Genomic DNA, 22,916 nt, shown 5'->3' on the forward strand with positions numbered 1-22,916 from the left:
TTAATGTATTGCCCAATATTGTAACCAATAAGTTACCGGTTGTAACACGTAACGAATTAAACTTTTATGGCGTTGTTGTTGTCATACCTACAAACAAACGATAACACAACATGAAAAAGATAATTTTAACAGCTGCCATTTTAGTAAGCAGCTTAACTGTAAAAATAGCAAGCGCTCAAATAAGTTTAAATATTAATATTGGCAGTCAGCCGGCATGGGGCCCGGTAGGTTATGATCATGTGGATTATTACTACCTGCCAGATATCGATTCTTATTACGATATCAATGCTCACCAGTATGTTTATTTTGATAACAACGTTTGGGTTCATGGTGCCATGTTACCTCCGCGTTTTGGTAACTATGATGTATACCGCAGCTATAAAGTGGTAGTTAATGAGCGTAACCCATGGGTTAGGAACGATGTTTACAAACGTAAATATGCTTCATACAGAGGTCGTCATGACCAGGTTGTGATCCGCGATAGTCATGATGAAAAGTACCGGAACCATTATGTTGAACGCAAAACCGTACGCAGGGTTGATGTAGTTAAACATGATAACCGTGGTCATGGTCACGATGATCACGATCATGGTCGTGGCCACCGCGATTAAGTTTTTGTATTGTTATAATTTTGATTGTTTTTATGAAGGACTGTCCCCCAAAAAGGACAGTCCTTTTTTGTTTAAAATCCTTGCTGTTTCCGCTATGAGCGGCATTCCCATCCTTCGGCACAGAACTTGCCTGCTTATGTCACATTTGGGTTAACTTTTATAGTTTGTTTACTTAGGTTTAGCTATAAACAAACATTATATTCGTTACTTAGTTAACCGATTTATTGTTTAATTATTTAAATCAAAATTACACTATGAAATACCGAATATCCTTTTTGGCGCTGCTTGTAGTAGCAGTATTAGGCCAAAGCTGTGTAAGCAGCAAAAAGTACAAAGAACTGGATGCTAATTACACCCAATTGCAAAACAGTACTAAAGACCTAAGCATTAAATACCAAACCAGCGAGCAGGCCCTTGCTGTGGCACGTAGCCGCAACAAAAGCCTTGAAGAGCAGATTGAACAACAAAAAAATAACGTAACAGCTTTACAGGATGCCTTGAACAAATGTTTAAACTCAAGCAGCCAGGGTAATGTTAACATTTCAAAGCTGGTTGATGAGATCAATGCTTCTAACCGTTATATTCAGCAGTTGGTTAATGCTAAAAACAAAAGCGACTCACTTAATATGGTGTTAACCAACAACCTCACCCGTTCATTAACGCCGCAGGAAACCCAGGATGTTGATGTTAAAGTTTTAAAAGGTGTTGTTTATATTTCATTATCTGATAACATGCTGTACAAATCAGGCAGCTATGAAATATCTGATAAAGCAGGTGCTACCTTGAGCAAAATCGCTAAGATCATCATGGATTACAGCAATTATGACGTGCTGATTGAAGGTAACACCGATAACGTACCTATCTCGCAGAAAAACATCCGTAATAATTGGGATTTAAGTGCTTTACGTGCATCATCAGTAGTGCAGGCGTTGCAAACTACTTACCAGGTTGATCCTAAGCGTTTAACCGCCGGTGGCCGTGGTGAATACAATCCTATTGCTGATAACTCAACCCCAAGCGGCAAAGCGCAAAACAGGCGTACGCAGATCATCATTACACCAAAATTGGATCAGTTTATGGACCTGATTGGTAAGGCTCCGGCAGATCAGCCAGCTCCGGCTAAACAATAATTTAGTTTAACCATCAATATTAAAGCCACCTCTCTTCAGGGGTGGCTTTTTTTGTGCCGTTATTATTGTCTGTTTTTATATACAATCTGCAAAAGCTATTTTCTTGTCGTAAAGAACGGTACAATGATTTATCCAATCCCTTATTTCTAATTATTGATCATAAAATACAGGTTTTTTAATTGACACCATCCTTCATTTAATTAATACAACAACAAGCTGTAGCGGTCAAATTATAACCACCTAAATTTAGTTCGTTACACTAAGACAGCGCAGGCAATGGCATTTGTTTTGAATAAATAGCGCAACAGGTATTGAAACAAGTTAAACCATGGGCTTTAACCATAGTCATACCTATATAACTTATTACACACGTCATGAAAAAGATTATTTTATCGGCTGCTATATTATTAAGCTGCTTCACTGCGAAGATGGCTTCGGCACAGGTTAGTATTGGTTTAGGTATTAATATAGGCAGTCAGCCAGATTGGGGGCCGGTAGGTTACGATCACGTTGATTATTACTACATGCCAGATATCGATGCTTATTACGATGTACCAACTCACAATTATGTTTATTTTGAAAACAATGTGTGGGTACACCATAGATATTTACCGGTAAGGTACCGGAATTATAACGTTTACAATGGCTACAAGGTTGTAGTTAACGAACGCAATCCATGGATCCGAAACGCTTACTACAGGGATCATTATGCCGGCTATCGCGGTCGTCATGACCAGGTTATTATCCGCAACAGCCGCGATGTAAGATACGCAAATCACTGGCGTGGAGGCGACCGTTATGTGGTTCATGGCAATAATGGCTGGCACGGTGGTAACCCAAACAGGGGCGGCTGGCATGGCGGCGGTGATCACGGCGATCACGGTCATGGAGGTGGCGGTCACGGCGGTGGCGAACATGGCCACGGCGGCGGTCACGGGCACCATTAATAAAGAATATTTTTAAAGCAGAACGGCTTCCTGATAAGGAGGCCGTTCTGCTTTTTTATAGATATTTACAGTTAATTAGTAACGTTCAAGATATAATAAGCGTCCTCCTTTTGCTTATGTTTGTATTTTATCAATCTCTTTACTGATGTACACGCTTTCGGAAGAAAACTATTTAAAAGCTATTTATCGCCTTGCATCACAAGGGAAGGATTTTAAAATAACGCCTACCGCTATTGCCGAGGCGCTTAATAACAATCCGGCCTCGGTAGTAGATATGATCCGTAAGCTTACCGAAAAGCAGCTGATTGAATATGATAAAAAGAAAGGTGTAAGATTAACCGGGCAAGGCTTAAAGGATGCCATATTAATTGTACGCCGCCATCGTCTGTGGGAAGTTTTTTTGCTAGAGAAGTTGGGCTATCACTGGGACGAGATCCATGACATTGCCGAAGAGCTGGAACATATTAATGACGCCACCCTTGCCGATAGGCTCGACAAATTCCTGGGTTTCCCTGAATATGACCCGCATGGCGACCCTATCCCCAAAGCAAACGGCAAAGTGCCCAAATCATATTCTGTAAGCTTATCCGAGCTTAAGCCGGGCTCTCAAAGCCAGGTTGCAGCAGTTCGGGACACCAGCAGTTCTTTTTTGCAATACCTGCAAAAGCTGAATATCGGCATAGGGACCCGCATCCAGGTGGTTGAAAAAATAAGCTACGATAACTCGCTGGTGATCAAAATTGACGATCGCGAGGATACCACAGTGTCGCAAAAGTTTGGGGAGAATATATTGGTAGATTAAAATCGATATTGGTTATCAATAACTAAGGGGCTGCTAAACGATATCGGTTCATCGTGAGCCTTCTTTAGTAGCTTTTCATTTTTCAGATAAGTCATCCATTCACTCGCCCGCTCTAAACAATTACAGCCATATGAATTTGCCGAATTACAAAGCTTTTTAGGATAGCCAAGCGTTATATTGAATTTTAGTTCCAATAATTTAATTAGTGCGTATGCTTCGTTATCGTGGGTTGCTCCACCCCCGCCTACAAAAGCATTAACTACATCATATTTTAGTAGGTCATAAATTTTATCGTAATCTAATTTATGCGTTTGGGTATTTATATAATTTACCCCCAACCAGTTTAAATACCATATGTAAGTTTGGGCCTGGGTGTGGCTTTGGTAAATTTGAATGAATTGAGCACGTGATACCGGGTTTTCAAAATCATATGCAATGAAGCCAAAATCGCGGTCCATAAAGGTGTATTTACTACCGCTCCACTTAAATTTATAGTGCTCTAAAAGCTGAAATGCAAGCCCAATTTGATCGTAGTTGATAGTTGAAAATAGCTTCGAAACGGCATTGTCGCGGTTAAGGCTATCTTTAACATCAATAATAATTTGCCGGTATTGTTTAGGCAGATCATAAACCAGGGTATCATAATTGCCCCTGTTAAATTTACGATCAAATTTTGGTGGCAGAGCTTTTTGCCCGGCCAATTTTATCGCAAACCCCGCTTGTGCGGCAATATCAGTATCGGATGAGTTGATTTTTTTTAGCGGATCAATAATTGAATCGCCACGTTCTACAAATTTTTTAATAAAATTATTGCTTATACCGTGAATGCCCAGGTAACGGTATAACGCAGCTTTTTTAAGATATAGGTCAAGCTGCTTTTTACTATGGATGATCTTTTCCCAGTTTTTTGAATAAAAAACATCAAGTATTCGCCCGGCAGAGTAAGTCAGGTCAAAATCTTGCTCGTTAATAAGGCACCAATATTCAAAAGCAGTTATTTCATTAACAGTTATATTCTCAATTATATTGTCTTCAATTTCATGTCGTTTTTTGAAACCTAAACGGTTGTTTTTTAACAGGGCGATTTTTTGCCGCAGCTTAGCCGATCCCCAATAATCTATTTGATTATGTTTACAATAATCTGTTAACACAACCATCTGCCTTAAAAAACGATATGGAAATGTGGGCAAAACCCAATTAAATCTAATATCGGCCTTATCATAGTCATCAGCAAGGGCTTTAACTTTTATAACATTTCTTCGGGTTAAACTTATAAAGGCGTTTATCGCAACCGAATCTGTTTTAGCATTCAATAATTGGAATAATTGAGTTTCTCTATCTGCTTTTTGGATAACGATGTTGTTATTTATAAAAATACCCAAACGATCATCCCATTTATAGGAAGAGAAATTTTTGGCAAAAAAGGTCAATAAATTTAGTCTTGAATCGGGTCTAAAGTCTTTTTCAATATGATACGATATTGTGTGATGCTCATCTTCAACTCCGATTTCGGTGCCGGTTAAAAGCTCAATAAGGTTTATATAATCTGAAGTATTGGATTGATAAGTGTTAAACCGGCTACGGTTTGCATATAGCAGCGATGCGGTTTTGAATAGTGCGGCGGGATCCTTATCACGAATAAGCTGATCAATATGGTTGTGCTTTACAATTTCATTGCTTAATATTTGCGATGAATCCTTTTTTAGCTCCTCCCGCTTGTTGGGGGTAAGTGAACGGATCTGATATTTTACATCCTGTTTATCTAATGGTGTTTTTAAATAAGCCGCGGCATCGTGTGAAAAGCTGATGTTATTGATATTGGTCATCAGGAATGATAAAAACTCCTTTGCTTTAGTACCTGTATCAATAACAAATTCGGTGTTCAGAAAAATGCAGTTTTCTTCAATAAGTCTGCGTGCTATTTGCTTTTGTTGTGTTTGCAATATGTGATAGCCCAAAGCCTCAGTCATTACATGATTGCTATCAAGGTATTGTGCAACCCGAAACAACGCTTGTTTATCTCCCCGTTCAAGGTTTGCACGAATACTATCCAGCATGCTACCCTGATACATCTGTCCCCATTTAATTGTGGCCTTATTGGTGTCAGAATTATTGCTTTGCCCAAAGCAATATTGAAAAAACAGCAGGAGGGTGAGTGTGATTTTTAAGGTTTTCAAGGTTGCGTATTAATACCTAAATATAACATTTATCTTATCGAGCTAAAAGCAAAAAGCCGAAGGTTGAAAGCTTTTTATCGCTTCAAGCCCCGGCTTTTTTATAATTAATTGCTTTGGGCTTATGGCCCTCAGCTCAAATTACGGTTTCCCCGTTACCCTTGATGATTCGGCAAGTTCACCGTCAACGTCTATATCAAAATATAAGCGGTAAATCTCCCAATCGTTTTTCGGTTTGTAAAACATAAAGGTCATTCGTGCAGGTTGGCCTTCATGTTTAAGCAGGTAACTGTATAATACCAGGCTGTTTGAAGCTTTGCGCTGCATAATAAGGTCTTTGCCAAGGTATTTACCAATTACGCTCCTCATGGAGTCTATTTTAACAATAAGCCCTGTAAGCCGGGTTGAATCCATCAGCTTATTGGTTTTAAAAATATCAATCACAGCCCGGGCGGTACCTTGCTTGTCGTATTCCTTAAAAAACTTATCAAGATGAGTTTGTACACCGGCAACAGCAGCGGGAGCAGTAGCAGCCGTGGCGGCAGCTGGTTGGGTTTGTGCCGAAGCAGCATTACTAATGAGTATCAGGGCCGATGCTATGAAAAATAGCAGTTTAAATGTTTTAAAGTAGGTGTAATGCATGTTTACAAAAGTTAATTTTTAAAAGTAGCTATTTTTTATAAAAAAGATTTTGATACGGCTGTAAAATTTTAATCAGGTAGTACAGTGACAGCCTTTTCAAATTCGAGAAGTACGTAATCCTCTTTTAGCTTCTTATCAAGTGTTGCCTTTTCATTGGTGAATGATGGCGCACCGGATTCAAAGTGCCATTGCCCGAGATAAGTGAGCGTATTGTTAGCAATTTTAAAAACAATACGGTGCAGGTCTTCCTGTTTGATAAAGCCGCTGTCTATTTTATTTTTAAGGTTGATCTCAAAATCAATCCCTCTAAAAACAGGTCGCATATTATATTCTGTGCCGTACCATTTGCTTTTTGAATAATAGAAATTCACCACCTCATAGGTGCCGGGTTTTATAAAGAAACAAAATGGGTTCTCTTTTCTTGATCTGAGTGTGGGCTTTACCACAAACGAAAATATTTCATTTGTTTCCAGGTTTCTGATCCTGATATTTTGCTGGTAACCGGTTTGCCAAAAGGAAAGGCGTTGAATAAAACTTCCGTAAATAATAGCTTGATTTTCTTTTAAGATATTGCCAATCTCAACTTCATCTAACGGGATTATTTTTGCTCTTTGCCCATAGGCAAACAAGCCCGCGAAAAGAAAAGTACATACAAGAAGGTACTTCATAATAACGATAAGGTATTTTTAATTTAGGTTGGGTAAGAATGAACATAAAAGGCCCGTTATTTTCACACCGGGCCTTTTTGATATTTTATTTATAAAACGATTACTTGGTAACGTACATTACATTTTTAACCGCTTTGATCACCCTTTCAGGGTTTGGCAGGTACTCCTGGATCAAAGTTGGAGCGTAAGGAAGCGGAACGTCGCCACCCATGATACGCTGAATAGGAGCGTCAAGGTAATCGAACGCATCTTTTTGTACTTTGAAAGCAACCTCGGTAGCAATTGAACCTAATGGCCAGCTTTCTTCGATAATTACCAAACGGTTTGTTTTCTTAACCGATTCGATAACGGTAGCGTAATCGATAGGGCGTACAGTACGCAGGTCGATCACTTCGGCGTGGATACCTTCTTTTTCAAGTTCGGCAGCAGCAGCTACAACCACTTTCATGATTTTGCCAAAGCCAACTAAAGTAACATCGGTACCTTCTTTAACAACTTTTGCTTTACCCAGTGGGATATAGTAAGTTTCTTCAGGTACTTCGCCTTTATCGCCATACATTAATTCAGATTCCATGAAAATAACCGGATCCGGATCAAGGATAGCTGATTTTAACAAGCCTTTAGCATCGTAAGGGTTTGATGGTACTACTACTTTTAAGCCAGGGCAGTTGGCATACCAGTTTTCAAAGCACTGGCTGTGCTGTGAGCTAAGCATACCTGCGTTACCGGTTGGGCCGCGGAAAACAATTGGCACCGAAAACTGACCACCGCTCATTGACATCATTTTGGCAGCGCCGTTGATGATCTGGTCGATAGCCACCAGTGAAAAGTTGAAAGTCATGAACTCAATGATAGGGCGTAAGCCATTCATTGCAGAGCCAATGCCGATACCGGCAAAGCCCAATTCAGAGATAGGCGTATCTATAACACGTTTCGCACCAAATTCGTCCAGCATTCCCTGGCTTACTTTGTACGCGCCGTTATATTCGGCAACCTCTTCACCCATCAGGTATATATTCTCGTCGCTGCGCATTTCTTCGACCATGGCCTCTCTTAGCGCTTCTCTGAATTGTATTTCTCTCATTATAGTAAAATGATGTTTTTTTGCGAACGCAAATATAAACACTAATGTGTTAAATGCAATTAACCGTGGTATTGGTTTGATTTTTAATACATATATTTTACATTTTAAATCGAAAAAAACCTAACTCTGTCCATTTAATTCAAAAATTAACAATGGCTTATTCCAAAAATGGCAATCAAATAACGTTTACCGAGGATAATATCGTCGATTTTGAATATCCGGTCGACGCTATTTTTGAAGTCGATAATATTTTAGTTGTTATATTGAAAATTCCAAACGGAGTTTACGACCGTCGTAATGTTTTTGCATTTGATAGGGTAGGCAATTTCTTGTGGCAGATTAAGGATGTGCCGCTATATTATAAGGGCGAAGATTGCCCTTTTGTCGGGGCATTAATCAATGATCAAAATGAATTGGTTTTATTTAATTGGTGCGATACAGCAGTAATTGTAGAACCCAGCACAGGTGATCTTGTTCGGACTTATCAAACCAAGTAATCTGCTTATATTTTTATTCTGATATTGATCTTATCCAGCAAACCCGTAAGCCATACCATTACAAAGGCAAACACAATACACTTAATAAGGCCCCCGGTGCCCTGGCTCAGGTATTCGGGGTAGCCTATCCTGCTCATTTCATATATAGGATAAAACAGGAAAGGTACTATATAACAGGTAAAGGTATTGGTGCCGGCGGGCTCTATTACCTTAAACCAGTTGTATTTGTTTTTAACATCAACCAGGAAAATAAAGAAGGCATATACCACCAGGCTTATCCCGGTACAAATGAGCACCCATGAAGGGGTGTCGCGCTCTTTGGAGATACCTCCGCTAAAATAGCGCACTATAAAGCCCAGGTTAAATAAAATTATCGCTATCAGGATCATAGCTACCCAAAGCATCTTCATTTCGTTATTGGCCTTGAGACGCATGTATAACACCGAAATAAACACCCCCGCCATGGTGAACGACTGCATGGCGCCATTGCCGGCTATCCAGATGTAGCCCTGCAGCCTGTCGATAAAGTTAAGAAAACCGAAGTGTACATCCAGGTTAAAGAACATGAAGAACATCCATGCTGCAAGTTGGATCCATAAGTGCCCATCAGAGTAATAATAGATAAGGGCGCAAAGCATGTACGACCAGCCTATTAAACCTAAAATACCCCACCAGGTAAAATGCAGCCAGGTATGCCCAGGGTCGCTGGTGCGGTAAAGGGCGGCCATACCTGCAAGTAACAGTATGCCAAAGCCCTGTAACAAATAGCGCCTTTTTGCCGGTGTATCTTTACTATAATCTAAAAAAATGAAGAAAAAACTGAAGGTTACCAGGCTTTCCCACACAGGCTTTGGGAGCAAGGTAGTAGCCTCGTTATAAGTTTCCATATTGGCATGAAAAAAACCAATAAAAATGAGTGCGAAAGAGCGGCTCACAATCCGGGACAGTAGTTTGAAGTTATCGCCCTGCTTTAACCTGTTTTGAAAAGCAAAGGGTATTGAAAGACCAACGATAAACAAAAATGCCGGAAAAATAGTATCGGCTAAACCCAGTGCATCAACATTTGAGCCGGCGTGCTTAAGCCAGTTTGGGGTATTCGGAATGCCATCCAGGTCATTCACAAATATCATCAAAAACATTGTTACAGCACGGAAAGCATCAATTGAACGTATACGACTCAGAAAATTACTCATTCAGTCATGTAAATACACATAGCAGGCTAAATGTTTTAATTTAACGGCAATTAAATTGAAACATTACTATTACACGACTTTTTTTAATCCCTGTCGCGGCTTAGCTTGCTAAATAATAACGGGTTTTCATTGAGTTCAAGTCCTTCCCGGCGATTTTTTACGATATGAATAGCAGTAAATAAAGCTTCGCGGAACGAGATCTCAGAAGCCTGGTTTTTACCGGCGATGTCATACGCAGTACCATGATCTGGCGATGTGCGCACAAAGTTTAACCCCGCAGTAAAGTTAACGCCCGATTCAAAAGCAATCTGTTTGAAAGGGATCAGGCCCTGATCATGATACATGGCTAACACTGCATCAAATTGCAGGTAAGTGCCATTTGCAAAAAAGCCATCGGCAGAGTATGGGCCAAACGCCAGGATGTTGTTTGAACGGGCTTCTTCAATAGCCGGTATAATGATATCCTTTTCTTCGCTGCCAATAAGGCCATTATCGCCGGCATGCGGGTTAAGCCCCAATACAGCAATTTTTGGCTTACGCACCCAAAAATCATTTTGCAGGCTTGTGTTCATCAACTTCAGCTTGGCTAATATTTTTTCGGCAGTGATGCTTTCGGCAATTTTTGATACCGGGATGTGGCCGGTAACCACACCAACGCGCAAAGTATCGCTTACTAAAAACATCAGCGATTCGGCCGCGCCATCGTATTGCTGCAAGTATTCGGTATGGCCGGGGAAGTTGAATTTATCGTTTTGGATATTGTCCTTATTAATAGGGGCTGTTACAAGGGCATCGATATAGCCTTCTTTCAGATCGTACACGGCACGCTCCAATGATTTGAAAGCATATTTGCCGCCGGCTTCAGTTACCTGGCCCAGCTCTATCTTCACATCCTCTTCCCAGCAATTGATCATGTTGGGCTTGCGGAAATGCGTTTGCGAGGGGTCATTGATCACTAAAAAATTAAGCTCATTAACATGGGTTGCGCGGCGATGGAACGAAGCTACCTTAGTATGCCCGTAAACAATAGGCGTACAATACTCATAAATTTTGCTGTCGGCCAAAGTTTTAATAATTATCTCTAAACCGATGCCGTTTACATCGCCAATGCTGATCCCAATTTTTAATTTATCGCTCATTTTTATATGTTGATTTCACCGATTAGTTTGTGATTTCACCGATTGACTGATGATTTTCACTGGTTCTAATTGTGATTGTTTATTATTTAAATTTACATCAAATCGGGCGTTAAGCGTTCGGCTTTAGGCCTTTAGCTTTAAGCTTTCATCTCGCAAATAAAAGATTTTAAGCTTACAGTTCCTGATAAAAGCACAAATATGATTTAATTTGCTCAAATATTTGATTAATAATGACATTGGTAAGGGCAAAAAAACATTTAGGGCAACATTTTCTTACTGATAAAAACATAGCAGCAAAGATAGTTGACAGTCTGAGGCCCGAAGGGCGTTTCGGCCATGTGCTTGAGGTAGGGCCGGGAATGGGCGTACTGTCCGACTTCCTGCTGCAAAAAACTGAATACGAAACATCGCTTATAGATATCGACACCGAATCGTACGATTTCCTGAAAAAGAAATATCCGCAATTGGGTACACGGTTAATCAATGCCGATTTCCTGGAGCTTGATTTTCAAAGCATCTTCCCCGAAAGTTTCGCCATCATTGGCAACTTTCCTTATAACATCTCTTCGCAAATCCTGTTTAAAGTACTTGATAATCGACAGCAGGTGGTTGAGGTAGTTGGCATGTTTCAGAAAGAAGTTGCCGAACGCTGTGCCGCAAAACCGGGCAGCAAAGAATACGGTATCCTCAGTGTGTTTTTGCAGGCCTACTATAAAGTTGAGTATCTGTTTACCGTGAAAGCCGGTGTATTTAACCCGCCGCCAAAAGTACTTTCGGCAGTGATCAGGCTTACCCGTAATGATAAGCAAACGCTTGATTGTGATGAGAAGCTGTTTTGGCTGATAGTAAAAGCAGGTTTTAACCAACGCCGTAAAACTTTACGTAACGCTATTTCTTCGCTCATAAACAAAGATAAAATGGCCAACGAGCCGATGCTTGAGCTACGCGCAGAGCGTTTGAGCGTTGAAGATTTTGTAAAGCTTACTAACCAGGTTTCGGCAACGAGGTAGGTTTAGTTTTTCTTGGGCGCTGGGTTTGAGTTGGTGCGTAAGGGATTGGTGGTTAGTTCGATAGGTGGGTTTTAGTCGCCGGTAAATTCATATATCTCAACAGATTGCATATTGGAACTTAATGCAATCACACTATACAATGATCCTCTTTTAGGTATACGATAGTACCATGAATCTGCTTTATTTTGAATATAGGTTGTTTCCTGCGAGTAATATTTATGCTCAAAGGGATATAATTTGAAGATTCGTTTGCCATCGCTTTTATTAACTATAATATGGGCATACCATTGGTAATAGCCATGTCTAACTGATTCTATTTTATAGCGATTGATTTGGGTGTAGGCCCTGATTTGATTATCGTCAAACGTAGAATATTCATAATATATATAGCTGAATAGTGCTGTAAAAAATAAAGCAAAGCAGGTTAACAGGACTTGAATTTTATTCATGTTTAAGGCCTGGTTTAATAGGGTACTAAAATATAAATGGTGATGAAAAAAAGATTAATTTAATTTATGGAAATTGCATGGTATCTGCATCTAATCCATAGAACATCAATCATGAAAAAACTTATCACAGTATTAGTAGCAGTTTTTAGTGCATTTAATGTAATGGCGCAAGCTGATAGCACAATAATTGTCAAAAGCAAGGCTTCCGATTCGTTATACCAACATTTGCCTGATGCAAAGGAAAAGCAACCATTGATTATCATTAACTCGGATATCATTAGCGGTCTTGGTCATATAAATCCTAATGATATCAGTTCGTTTACTGTGTTGAAGGATAGGAATGTGCCGGCAAACCTGGCCAACCTGAGCAGGTTTGGTGTAATAATGATAACACTTAAAAAAGAGGTGAAGATTGAAACAAACACCTTCAATGAGATAAAAAAGAGGTTTAATATAGAAGGGAAAGCCAGATTTGCTATAGATGGTTATTTTGTTGACGATGAAAGCATGCTCATTGCTGCTCAGGACATCAACGAAATAAACCTAACCTGGAAAAAGAATCAAGACGCATCAGCAGATGTTACCATCAATATATGGATGCTGGAGCCTGAAGCCCGCAAAGGGGGTGTTTATAAACCGAACCCCAACGCTAAACCGGGTGAGATTTATATAAGAGGACTGGCATCAAAATAATTTTATTCCGGATAAAATCTTTTCTTTTGCTGCTCGTCATACTATAATATATGTACGCCTTTATTTTAGCACTTCACTCCCTTATCCGCTGGTTTGTTTTGGCCAGTTTGCTTTTTGCCCTTTATCGTGCCTATGCCGGATGGCTCGGCAATAAAACTTTTTCAAAGCTGGACGAACGGGTACGCATTATTGCCGCGACTGTGGCACATGTTCAATTAGTTGTTGGGCTGGGGTTGTACTTTATAAGTCCGATAGCCAACTATTTTATCAGCCATTTTAAAGAAGCTGTACACGAACGGCAGATCAGATTTTTTGGGATGGAGCACATTACCATGATGCTGATAGGCATAACGCTAATCACCATAGCTTCGGCAAAAGCCAAACGGAAAACAACCGATAAGGAAAAATTTAAAACTATGGCTATATGGTTAACCATTGCCCTGCTGGTAATATTGAGCTCTATCCCATGGTCATTTTCACCGTTGATAAGCAGGCCGCTATTCAGGGCGTTTTAAATTTTTGTCATGCCGAGTTTGAAAAATCCATAGATTCTAAAGGTAAAAATGATGTTTAGGTGTAGAGGGGCTGTCATCCTGAGCCCGTCGAAGGACGCGCGCAGAGGCCCAGCCCACCATGCTTCGACTGGCTAAGCATGACCCCACCTTTAACTTTCATTGTCAGTCTATCTAAATCCTAAATCGAACATCCGAAATCCCAAATCAAAGCACCTGATTAAATTCCAGCCGCTCACCATCCGGCCCGGTGATGTTGAAATACTTGCAGCCATTTTTCCAGAATTGAAGAAACACCGGCTCGGGTTCAAGAATATTTAAACCGGCCTCTTTAATAGTTTTAAAGGTGAGGTCGATATCATCTACATCAAAAGCTACATGGTCAACATGGCCGTTTGATCTTGAGCGAATCTCTGCCAAAAAAGCTTCCGGCAATTGATACAGCTCCATGATCATATTGCTGCGTTGCATCATAACACAGGTGCCTGTGCCGCCATTGTCAGTAAACGGCGCCTGCATTACATTGCTAAAACCCAGCCTGCTGTAAAATTGCTGTGATACTTCAATGTTGGTTACCGGTATACCTATATGTTGTATGCCGTTTATTGCTAAATTTATAACGTTTGCCATGTTGATAATCAGCTATTTGTTTGAGCTTCTAATATACGTTTAAACACACGGAATAAATTTAAGTTGTGAGGCTGTTAAGCGATATTATCATCCGGCCATCATTTTACACAGCCTTAACACATTTGATGTAAATTGCAGTTAAACTTGCACCAATTAAAACATATTCATATTAATGAAAATCGGAATTGTTTGTTACCCAACCTTTGGCGGAAGCGGGGTTGTTGCCACTGAACTTGGTAAAGCCCTTGCCGACCGCGGTCACCAGGTACATTTTGTGACCTATAACCAGCCGGCCCGGTTGGATCTCTTTTCCGAAAACCTGTTCTATCACGAAGTTTCGGTTTCCAACTATCCACTGTTTGATTTCCCGCCATATGAACTGGCGCTGGCAAGCAGACTGGTTGATGTGGTGCGCCATGAGCAGTTGGATGTATTGCACGTACACTATGCTATACCTCATGCTTCGGCTGCGTTTATGGCCAAGCAGATATTAATGACCTATGGCATATACATACCGGTAGTAACTACGCTGCACGGTACCGATATTACACTGGTTGGTAAAGACCGTACATTTAAACCTGTTGTTACTTTTTCCATCAATCAGAGCGACGGTGTAACTGCAGTATCGCAAAACCTTAAAGACGATACCTACAAGTTTTTTGATATTAAGAAAGAGATCCTCGTGATCCCTAACTTTATCGATCTTACCAGGTTCAGCCTTAAGCCAAAAGATCATTTTAAGAAAGCCATTGCCCCCTCGGGCGAAAAGATATTGGTGCATACCTCCAACTTCCGTAAGGTAAAACGTACCGAAGATGTAGTGAAGATATTTGCCAAGGTGATCAAAAAGATCCCCTCAAAACTATTAATGGTAGGTGATGGTCCTGAGCGTTCCATGTGCGAGCAGCTTTGCCGTGATTTGGGTGTTACCGATAATGTGCGCTTTTTAGGTAAGCAGGATGCTGTTGAAGAAATACTTTCTGTGTCTGACCTGTTCCTGATGCCATCACAATCAGAAAGTTTTGGTTTGGCGGCGCTTGAAGCTATGGCTTGTAAAGTACCTGTGATCAGCAGCAATGCAGGTGGTTTGCCCGAGTTAAATGTTGACGGATTAACCGGCTTTTTGAAAGAGCCTGGAGATGTGGACGGTATGGCAGAAAAAGCAATATTTATTTTGGAAGATGAAGAACGTTTAGCTAAATTTAAAGAAAATGCACTGGCACGCGCTAAGGAGTTTGAATTGGCCAGTATTTTGCCTAAATACGAAAACTTTTACCTTGAGGTAATTGAGCAAAGCAAAGCTAAGGCTGTTTAACCAACAGTTGTAATAAACCTGATACAATTCAAGAAATATTCTTTAAAAGTTAAATTTTATCGATTTCGTTAATTAATTTAGTTTTTCACTCCTAAAAGTTAAAACTTATGGCAAAGCACACACTAAAAAGCGGACAACTCCTTAAGTACATCGGAAAGAAATGGAAAAACCTGCATATAGGTCATCCATTAAAATTTATGGGGTACGATGAGAATAGTTTCGCCGACATCTGGGTGGAATACCAGGGTAAATTAATGCTTCTGGCTCTGAAGGATGTGGAAACACTAAGCATTGCTTAAGTAGAATAACTTGAGCCGGTCGGTTCAACCCGACCTGGAAAAATAGCCTTACTCATGCATACGTGCTAAGTAAGGCTATTTTGTTTTAGAGAAATAGGATGTAGAATTTGAAATCCCCTCTTGAGAGGGGGCGCGGAGGAATGAGCGGTAGCAGGGGGGGGGGCTGCAATCGATAAGCAAAGCGTAGGAACACACCCCTCCGCCCCTCTCAAGAGGGGAATCGCACAACCCCTTACTTTTTTTCATTAGAGGAACAATTACTTTGGCTCGGAATGAAGTCCATTGTTTAAAGCGAAATTTCCGTATTTTATTTTTAACAAAAGAAACCTATCTTAGCATTCACAAAAAGGAAATGGTGTCTTCCTACTTAACCGCCCTGAAAAGCTGATGGCGCCTACAGATAATTAACTCACAGGATTTTGTCCTGTGCTAATTTTTTGTGGGTAAATAAATATCATCAGTATGCAAAATCAACTTTTTTCTTCTCAACATTTCGCAATCCTTAAAAACGCCCTCCGGTGGACGGCCATTATCATTCCTATAGCTATAGTTATTGGTAGTGCGGTGGCTTTGTTCCTGTGGCTATTGAGTTGGGCCATTCATTTTAGGTTTGCGCACAACTGGCTGTTGTACCTGTTGCCGCTGGCTGGTATCGCTATCTTTTTTATCTATAAGCTTTTTGGCGGCTCTGCCGAAAAGGGGAGTAATTTGATTATTGACGAGATCCATAATCCCGGCGGCGGAGTTCCAAAACGCATGGCCCCATTAGTGCTGATTACTACCATAATAACTCACTTGTTTGGCGGTTCGGCTGGGCGTGAGGGTACGGCAGTACAAATGGGCGGCAGCTTAGCCCAAATGATAGGCAAATGGCTAAAGTTGAATGATGCTGACACGCAAACAGTACTTACCGCAGGTATAGCTGCGGGTTTTGGTGCTGTGTTTGGTACGCCACTAACAGGCGCAGTTTTTGCCATGGAAGTACTAACCATTGGCCGGGTACAATATAATGCCTTACTACCCTGCCTTATTGCAGGTATCGTTGGCGACGTTACGGTAGCAGCCTGGGGCGTTCATCATACGCCTTACCATATCGATATTATCCCGGTTATTCCGCACTGGTTTTCTGGCTATGTCTCAACCGATTTGTTGATGATCATGAAAACAATAGTAGCATCAATAGCTTTCGGACTGGCCAGTTACCTGTTCGCAAAAATGGTACATAGTATAAAAAGCTTTTTTACCAAATACATAAAAACACCTTGGCTTATTCCTTTTATCGGCGGCCTTATCATTATAACCCTTACTTATATTAACGGGAAGCCCGACTATTTAAGTTTAGGCGTAGATGCCGAACACCTGGGCGCCGTTACCATCCCATCAGCTTTTCATGCCGGCGGTGCCGATACCTGGAGCTGGCTCTGGAAAACCATTTATACTACGGTAACACTGGGCACGGGTTTTAAAGGTGGTGAGGTAACTCCCTTGTTTTATATCGGTGCTACTTTGGGCAATACGCTATCCGGCTTGCTTGATGCTCCTGTTAGTTTATTTGCTGCTTTGGGTTTTATAGCCGTTTTTGCGGGGGCAACCAATACACCGCTGGCCTGCACATTTATGGGGATAGAGCTTTTTGGTGGCGAACATGCCTTGCTGTTTGCTGTGGCCTGCTTTACCGCTTATCTTTTCAGCGGGCATACAGGTATCTATGGCTCGCAAAGAATCGGCGTCACTAAGCTCAGTGATGATCCTGCTGATGATAAAACACTGTCAGAAGCGATGAAAAAGCGTAGTTATCTATATCAGAAACTGGCAAAATACAGCCCTTTAAAAGGAAACGATTGAAGGGCTACTTAGTAGCGGTAACTACGATATAAGGCGACAAAAGTTTTGATTCAACCGGGATGATTTTGGTGAAAACCTTGCCTGCCACCCAAACCAGTTTGGTGATAGCTTTAGCAATGGCGGGCTTGTTAGCCTTATCTTCCAGCCAAACCGAGAATTTGCCGTAATAATATGCCTCAATATTTTTTAACCCAAGTTCTTTACAATAGCCTGCCAGCAGAGCTGGGTTCATGCTGCTGATGTTGTGCTTTTCGTAGTTATTAAGGTCGTAATTGCGTTGCACCCAGCCATTAACGCCTGTGAAATTGGGTAGGGTAATGAATAGGGTGCCTCCCGGTTTTAGAAAGGAAAGGTGTTTTTCAATGATGCCTTTGGTATCGTTAAAGTGCTCAATCAATCCGCATGAAAGTACCAGGTCATATTCGGTTTCGGGTTGATATTTGAACAGGTCGCCTTCAATAACGGCAATGTCCTTGTCGCCAAGCTGATTGGCGTCCAGCACATCCTTCAAAACTTTAGGGTGAACATAGAAATCAAACAGGGTGGTTTTTAGCCTGAAATATTTCTTCAAAAAAATGGCAAAATAACCCGGGAAGCCACCAAGCTCAATAGCTGATGTTGGTTTGTTAACATCTGTAATGTTTTTTAGCAGCTTATGAAAAGTATAATTAGCCGGCACATTGAAAGCCAGATCTTTTTTTGATTCCCAGTAACCGGCCCAAAATGCCTTGTCGGTGAGTTCGTTGCTCATGGGTGCAAATGTATAAAAAGTAGGCAGTATTCAGCAGGCCGTGTTCAGTTGGCAGTTTTCATGTATAGTAAGCAGTATTTAATAATACGGAAATGTTTAACAACTTACAGTTACCAACAGCGCACTGCCAAAGCTAACCAAGTACTGCCCACTGAAAGCTGCTTACTGCAAACTCTTAAAACTATACCCTTCCTTACTCCAAACCTCCAAAGCTCGCGGCAGCACATACTCCAATCGTTTAAAAGCTTTGATGCTGTCATGAAATACTACCATCGATCCTGGTTCGGTATGTTTTAATACACCGTTTAAGCAATCTTCGGGTTTAAGGGCCATATCAAAATCGCCGCTGAGCACATCCCACATAAAAATATTGAGATCGGGTTTGGCCGCCTTTAACGCGCTGGCCTGCGACCTTTTTATTCGCCCATAAGGGGGACGAAAGAGTGGGGTATCCAGTAATTTATCAGCCTGTAAAAAATTATCAAGATAGGTTTGAGTGTCGGTTTTCCAGCCTTTAAGGTGATTGAACGTATGGTTGCCAATGGCATGGCCGTCTGCCTTTACAAGTTCAAAAATATCAGGGTGTTTGCGTACATTGTCGCCAATACAAAAAAAGGTGGCTTTGGCATTGTATTGTTTTAAAATATTTAATACAGCCGGTGTAACAATTGGTATAGGGCCGTCGTCAAAAGTGAGATAAATGCAACGGTCAGTTGAGTTTATATCCCAGATAAGTTGGGGGTAAAGCTTTTTAAGCAGCCACGGGGTTTTAACCAGGTACATACAAATGAAGTAGTTTGTGTTTTATCCCTATTAACAACATTTAACAAAAATAAACACTGCAATGTAATGAACAGTTGCTTACCATTGTATAGAAAAACCTTATGAAACTAAAATTATTACTATCAGTTAAAGCAACGCTCATTTGCACAATTATATTTTCGGTATGCGGCTTTAATGCCGCCGCGCAGGAAGTAATAGGCTTGCAAAAAGCGGTAGATCTTGCCCTTGAACGCAACCTTACCATTAAACAAGCCGAGTTTACAGCAGCCGTTACCAACGAAGACCTTAAGCAGTCGAAATATAACCAGCTGCCTAATTTAGCAGTAAGTCCGCAGGGATCATTTAATTTTGGCCGTAATATCGACCCTTCAACCAACCAGTTCAGTAATCAGCGCATCTTGGCGGTTAACGGTAACTTTACCTCGCAGGTAACCCTGTTTCAGGGCGGGCAGTTACGTAATACGGTGATTCAGAATAAGATTTTACTTGATGCCGATAAAACCAACGTGGCCAAAGTAAAAAACGATCTGATATTGAATGTGGTTACAACTTACCTGCTGGTACTTACCAACCAGGATTTGGTAACAGCCGCTCAGCAACAAATTGATGTATCGAAAATAGCTTTAGATCGAGCTCAAAAAAGTTTTGATGTAGGTAACCAAACCCTTGCCGATCTCTCGCAGGCCAAAGCGCAGTTATCGACCAATGATCTAAACTATACCAACGCCGAAAATCAATTGGAGCAATCATTATTGACCTTAAAGCAATATATGGAAATGGATCCAGGCACTGATATTAAAGTTGAAAGGCCCGACATTAGTAAGCTGAATAATGTTAAAACTATATATGACGCACAGGAGGTTGTAAAAACAGCTCTGGCCGTAAACCCTGATGTGCTATTGGCCGAACAGCGTCAAAAAGCAGCCGCACAGGGTGTTAAAATAGCAAGAGGTAATTATTATCCAGCAGTAGTGTTGTTTGGTGCTGCCGGTTCATATTTTTCTGATGCCAAGAACACGCCTTTCGGTGTTACACCAACGGGTAAATTTGATACCGTTGGTTTTGTGCAAAATTCGCAACAGGCTGTTGTAGTGCCTAATTATAAAGTAGGCTATAAAAGCAACCCGTTCTTCAGGCAGTTGAGTGATAACTTTAACCAGTCGGTAGGGGTGAGCTTGCAAATTCCTATTTTCAACAGGTTCCTTTCGCGCACTGCTGTAAGGAAGGCAAAATTACAGAATCAAAACGCCGAAGTGACAGCGCAATTGGCCCGAAATAACCTGAGCAAGATCATTTACCAGGCCGTATGGGACTTGCAGGCTGCTGATAAGCGTTACGCATCTGCAACGCAAACCTACAATGCCAATAAAGATGCTTTTAATATTATACAGCAACGCTATACTGTAGGTTTGGTTAACTCGCTTGATTATAACACCTCATTAACCAACCTCAACAAATCGCAGTTTGATATGATAGAGGCACAATACCAGGTGATTTTCAGGAGCAAAGTCATTGACTATTATTTAGGCAACCCTATAACACTTTAATAAAATCTTAACCGTAAAATATCCAAATTCACCGTCATGGGAAAAACTACTAAATATATTCTGATAGGTCTTGGAGCACTGATTGTCCTGCTGATCATTGCCAAGGTAACGGGCCTTATAGGTAAGCCCGCGCTAACCCAGGTAGCTACCGAAAAGGCCGAAACACGTGAAATAAACGAAACAGTATCGGCCAGCGGAAAGATCAAACCGCATGTTGAGGTTAAGATAAGCCCCGAAGTATCGGGCGAGGTGGTTGAGCTGCCCATTAAAGAGGGTGATGTGGTTAAAAAAGGCCAGCTGCTTTGCAAGATCCGGCCCGACATTTTAAAATCAGGTTATGACCGTGCTATCGCATCATACAATACTCAAAAGGCCAGTGTAGGTAATTCAAGCCAAATGCTTAAACAAGCTGAAGCTACTTATGCTAACCAGGCAGGTATTTACAAACGCAGTAAAGAGCTTTACGACAAAAAAGTGTTAACCATTTCAGAATTTGAAAATGCAAAAGCAGCATATGAAGGTGCTAAAGCATCGCTTGAGGCTGCTAAACAAAACGTGGTTGGCTCACAATATGGTTTAGCTCAATCACAGGCATCGGTTAAGGAAGCTCAGGATAACCTGGCGAAAACTACCATTTACTCGCCGGTTGATGGTGTAGTTTCAAAACTATCTGTCGAAAAAGGTGAACGTGTTTTAGGTACCCAGCAGTTTGCCGGTACCGAAATCATGACCATCTCCGATTTGAGCAAAATGGATGTGAATGTTGATGTGAATGAAAATGACATTAACAGGATTTCTCTTGGCGATTCGTCAAAAATTGAGGTGGATGCATTTTTAGGAAAGAAATTTACCGGTGTAGTAACTGAAATAGGTAGCTCGGCGAACGTGGTAGGTACATCTGCCGACCAGGTAACAAACTTCACCGTAAAGGTGAGGATCAATGCGGAATCATATGCCGCACTGTTAAAGAAAACAGCCGATAACCCGTCTCCTTTCCGCCCCGGATTAACGGCTACCGTTGATATCAGCACCAATTCGGCCAAAGCGTTATCAGTTCCAATCCAGTCGGTAACCACCCGCGAGGAAAAGAAAGAAGAGAATGGTCCGCCGAAAGCTGATGACGATAAGAGCAAACCTCAGATCAGTCCGGTAGCTAAAGAGTATGTATTTGTGCTAAACGCGGGTAAGTTGAAACAGGTACAAGTGACCACAGGTATTCAGAACGATAGCTATATCCAGGTGTTATCCGGTTTAAAAGGAGGAGAAGAAGTTGTATCAGCTCCATATTCGGCCATTTCAAAAACGCTTAGCGACGGACAAATGGTTCAGAAAGTAGATAAATCAAAACTGTTTAACGCTGACAATACCAAGTAACTTTTAGATGTGCAGATTTTAAATATGCAGATGAGGAATTAGAATTTAGCGCCCGGCGAAAGCCGGGCGTTTTTGTTTTAACTGCCGCGGGTTTAGCGATAGCGTACCCCGTGACGGAAAAGAGGTGTCTATCGCAATATCAGGCCCACGGATTAATGACTTTTAATCCTCTGATTTGATCAAAATCCTTAATATTCCTTGTGACAAGTGTAAGTTCATGAACTAATGCTGTCGCAGCAATTATTGCGTCAGGAAGTTTTATGCGATTTGTTTTGCGGATTTCTGCAGTCTTAAGCTTTACTGCTTTTTCGAGTTCGAAGATAGTTACGTCGTTAATGAAATCTGCCAGCAGTTGGCGATCAGCATCAGAAGTTGTTTTCCAGCAAAGTAATTCAATCTCGGTAATTGCTGATATTGTTGGAAGACTTTCTGTTAATAATCCCTCAATAAGCTTTTCTGTTACAGGAGGAAATTGTTTTTGCAGGAAATAGATTGCTGTATTACTATCCCAAAGATAAGTTATTCCCATCCGTCTCTCAATTCTTTCAATTGGGCGTCAACTTCGGGTAACGGCTGTTTAGTCATTGCTCCCTTATATTTAGCAATCCAATTTTTATTTTTGAAGTATTCCTTAGTTTCGGTATGTACCCGGATCAACTGAAGAAGTTCCATGTCTTCCAGAAGCTTCATGGCCTTTTCATTTATTATATCTACGGTTACTGTTGTCATGTTTCAAATCGCTGTTATACAAATTTAATCAATTCTCATCTTAATTCCCGCATCTAAAAGTCATGTGGCCAATCTGCATAATATTTCATTAA

Annotated in this window: 25 protein-coding genes and 1 riboswitch; of the genes, 13 read left to right on the top strand and 12 right to left on the bottom strand. The window is 40.9% G+C overall.

Annotated features, from left to right (window positions below; translation table 11 throughout):
• Nucleotides 1–110: 110 nt before the first annotated feature.
• The 4 genes from BMX50_RS23575 (at nt 111) to BMX50_RS23590 (ending at nt 3,490) form a co-directional block, all read left to right on the top strand.
• A complete protein-coding gene (locus BMX50_RS23575; RefSeq protein WP_091215177.1) occupies nt 111–611 on the top strand; it encodes a hypothetical protein in 501 nt (166 codons plus the stop codon).
• Nucleotides 612–865: 254 nt separating this feature from the next.
• A complete protein-coding gene (locus tag BMX50_RS23580) occupies nt 866–1,741 on the top strand; it encodes an OmpA/MotB family protein (RefSeq protein ID WP_091215181.1) in 876 nt (291 codons plus the stop codon).
• 374 nt (nt 1,742–2,115) lie between these two features.
• Nucleotides 2,116–2,688 carry a hypothetical protein gene (locus tag BMX50_RS23585; protein ID WP_091215186.1) on the top strand — a complete coding sequence of 191 codons (573 nt, stop codon included), beginning with the start codon at nt 2,116–2,118 and terminating at the stop codon, nt 2,686–2,688.
• A 145-nt stretch (nt 2,689–2,833) separates the two neighbouring features.
• A complete protein-coding gene (locus BMX50_RS23590; RefSeq protein WP_091215190.1) occupies nt 2,834–3,490 on the top strand; it encodes a metal-dependent transcriptional regulator in 657 nt (218 codons plus the stop codon).
• Here BMX50_RS23590 and BMX50_RS23595 read toward each other — a convergent pair.
• The 4 genes from BMX50_RS23595 to BMX50_RS23610 form a co-directional block, all read right to left on the bottom strand.
• A complete protein-coding gene (locus BMX50_RS23595; protein WP_091215195.1) occupies nt 3,487–5,667 on the bottom strand; it encodes a hypothetical protein in 2,181 nt (726 codons plus the stop codon). The genes BMX50_RS23590 and BMX50_RS23595 overlap by 4 nt on opposite strands.
• A gap of 138 nt (nt 5,668–5,805) precedes the next feature.
• Nucleotides 5,806–6,306 (bottom strand): hypothetical protein, encoded by a 501-nt coding sequence (locus BMX50_RS23600; protein ID WP_091215199.1) that lies wholly within the window; start codon nt 6,304–6,306, stop codon nt 5,806–5,808.
• A gap of 68 nt (nt 6,307–6,374) precedes the next feature.
• A complete protein-coding gene (locus BMX50_RS23605) occupies nt 6,375–6,974 on the bottom strand; it encodes a hypothetical protein (protein ID WP_091215202.1) in 600 nt (199 codons plus the stop codon).
• A 100-nt stretch (nt 6,975–7,074) separates the two neighbouring features.
• Nucleotides 7,075–8,058 (bottom strand): pyruvate dehydrogenase complex E1 component subunit beta, encoded by a 984-nt coding sequence (locus BMX50_RS23610; protein WP_091215205.1) that lies wholly within the window; start codon nt 8,056–8,058, stop codon nt 7,075–7,077.
• Nucleotides 8,059–8,210: 152 nt separating this feature from the next.
• Here BMX50_RS23610 and BMX50_RS23615 point away from each other — a divergent pair, with 152 nt between their 5' ends.
• Nucleotides 8,211–8,555: a DUF7957 family protein gene (locus BMX50_RS23615; RefSeq protein ID WP_091215208.1), complete on the top strand. Its 345-nt coding sequence runs from the start codon at nt 8,211–8,213 to the stop codon at nt 8,553–8,555.
• Nucleotides 8,556–8,560: 5 nt separating this feature from the next.
• Here the strand turns inward: BMX50_RS23615 and BMX50_RS23620 are convergent, their stop codons facing one another.
• Nucleotides 8,561–9,748 (bottom strand): DUF5009 domain-containing protein, encoded by a 1,188-nt coding sequence (locus BMX50_RS23620; RefSeq protein WP_091215212.1) that lies wholly within the window; start codon nt 9,746–9,748, stop codon nt 8,561–8,563.
• An 83-nt stretch (nt 9,749–9,831) separates the two neighbouring features.
• Entirely contained in the window at nt 9,832–10,887 is a 1,056-nt protein-coding gene (pdxA, locus tag BMX50_RS23625; protein ID WP_091215216.1) for a 4-hydroxythreonine-4-phosphate dehydrogenase PdxA, read from the bottom strand.
• A gap of 230 nt (nt 10,888–11,117) precedes the next feature.
• On the opposite strand from pdxA, the gene rsmA reads away from it, so the two are divergent.
• On the top strand, nt 11,118–11,897 hold the full coding sequence (rsmA, locus tag BMX50_RS23630) for a 16S rRNA (adenine(1518)-N(6)/adenine(1519)-N(6))-dimethyltransferase RsmA (RefSeq protein WP_091215221.1): 780 nt from the start codon (nt 11,118–11,120) through the stop codon (nt 11,895–11,897).
• Nucleotides 11,898–11,968: 71 nt separating this feature from the next.
• On the opposite strand, the gene BMX50_RS23635 is transcribed toward rsmA, so the two are convergent.
• Nucleotides 11,969–12,346, bottom strand: coding sequence for a hypothetical protein (locus BMX50_RS23635; protein WP_091215224.1), 378 nt, complete (start codon nt 12,344–12,346; stop codon nt 11,969–11,971).
• 111 nt (nt 12,347–12,457) lie between these two features.
• On the opposite strand from BMX50_RS23635, the gene BMX50_RS23640 reads away from it, so the two are divergent.
• On the top strand, nt 12,458–13,039 hold the full coding sequence (locus BMX50_RS23640) for a SusC/RagA family TonB-linked outer membrane protein (protein ID WP_091215227.1): 582 nt from the start codon (nt 12,458–12,460) through the stop codon (nt 13,037–13,039).
• A gap of 50 nt (nt 13,040–13,089) precedes the next feature.
• Nucleotides 13,090–13,554, top strand: a complete 465-nt coding sequence (locus tag BMX50_RS23645; RefSeq protein ID WP_091215232.1) for a hypothetical protein — start codon at nt 13,090–13,092, stop codon at nt 13,552–13,554.
• 204 nt (nt 13,555–13,758) lie between these two features.
• Here BMX50_RS23645 and BMX50_RS23650 read toward each other — a convergent pair whose 3' ends face one another.
• Complete coding sequence (locus tag BMX50_RS23650; protein ID WP_091215235.1) at nt 13,759–14,181, bottom strand: VOC family protein; 423 nt, start codon at nt 14,179–14,181, stop codon at nt 13,759–13,761.
• Between the two features lie 172 nt (nt 14,182–14,353).
• Between BMX50_RS23650 and bshA the strand changes: the two genes are divergently transcribed.
• The 3 genes from bshA to BMX50_RS23665 all read left to right on the top strand — a co-directional run bounded on the left by bshA (nt 14,354) and on the right by BMX50_RS23665 (nt 17,640).
• Entirely contained in the window at nt 14,354–15,496 is a 1,143-nt protein-coding gene (gene bshA, locus BMX50_RS23655) for an N-acetyl-alpha-D-glucosaminyl L-malate synthase BshA (RefSeq protein ID WP_091215239.1), read from the top strand.
• Nucleotides 15,497–15,603: 107 nt separating this feature from the next.
• Nucleotides 15,604–15,795, top strand: a complete 192-nt coding sequence (locus BMX50_RS23660; RefSeq protein WP_091215242.1) for a hypothetical protein — start codon at nt 15,604–15,606, stop codon at nt 15,793–15,795.
• 339 nt (nt 15,796–16,134) lie between these two features.
• A riboswitch (Fluoride riboswitch) is annotated at nt 16,135–16,199 on the top strand.
• 58 nt (nt 16,200–16,257) lie between these two features.
• Nucleotides 16,258–17,640 carry a voltage-gated chloride channel family protein gene (locus BMX50_RS23665; protein WP_091215244.1) on the top strand — a complete coding sequence of 461 codons (1,383 nt, stop codon included), beginning with the start codon at nt 16,258–16,260 and terminating at the stop codon, nt 17,638–17,640.
• A 4-nt stretch (nt 17,641–17,644) separates the two neighbouring features.
• On the opposite strand, the gene BMX50_RS23670 is transcribed toward BMX50_RS23665, so the two are convergent.
• Together BMX50_RS23670 and BMX50_RS23675 are read right to left on the bottom strand one after the other, a co-directional pair.
• A complete protein-coding gene (locus BMX50_RS23670; RefSeq protein WP_091215248.1) occupies nt 17,645–18,391 on the bottom strand; it encodes a class I SAM-dependent methyltransferase in 747 nt (248 codons plus the stop codon).
• A 162-nt stretch (nt 18,392–18,553) separates the two neighbouring features.
• Nucleotides 18,554–19,174, bottom strand: a complete 621-nt coding sequence (locus tag BMX50_RS23675; protein ID WP_091215252.1) for a polysaccharide deacetylase family protein — start codon at nt 19,172–19,174, stop codon at nt 18,554–18,556.
• Nucleotides 19,175–19,275: 101 nt separating this feature from the next.
• Between BMX50_RS23675 and BMX50_RS23680 the strand changes: the two genes are divergently transcribed.
• Complete coding sequence (locus BMX50_RS23680; RefSeq protein ID WP_091215256.1) at nt 19,276–20,721, top strand: TolC family protein; 1,446 nt, start codon at nt 19,276–19,278, stop codon at nt 20,719–20,721.
• 36 nt (nt 20,722–20,757) lie between these two features.
• Nucleotides 20,758–22,095 carry an efflux RND transporter periplasmic adaptor subunit gene (locus tag BMX50_RS23685; protein WP_091215261.1) on the top strand — a complete coding sequence of 446 codons (1,338 nt, stop codon included), beginning with the start codon at nt 20,758–20,760 and terminating at the stop codon, nt 22,093–22,095.
• Between the two features lie 139 nt (nt 22,096–22,234).
• On the opposite strand, the gene BMX50_RS23690 is transcribed toward BMX50_RS23685, so the two are convergent.
• Together BMX50_RS23690 and BMX50_RS34640 are read right to left on the bottom strand one after the other, a co-directional pair.
• A complete protein-coding gene (locus BMX50_RS23690) occupies nt 22,235–22,624 on the bottom strand; it encodes a type II toxin-antitoxin system VapC family toxin (protein ID WP_091215264.1) in 390 nt (129 codons plus the stop codon).
• A complete protein-coding gene (locus BMX50_RS34640) occupies nt 22,615–22,785 on the bottom strand; it encodes a hypothetical protein (protein WP_167668086.1) in 171 nt (56 codons plus the stop codon). The genes BMX50_RS23690 and BMX50_RS34640 overlap by 10 nt, the downstream gene beginning before the upstream one ends.
• Nucleotides 22,786–22,916: the final 131 nt, after the last annotated feature.

This window comes from Mucilaginibacter gossypiicola (assembly GCF_900110105.1).
Taxonomy (GTDB): Bacteria; Bacteroidota; Bacteroidia; order Sphingobacteriales; family Sphingobacteriaceae; genus Mucilaginibacter; species Mucilaginibacter gossypiicola.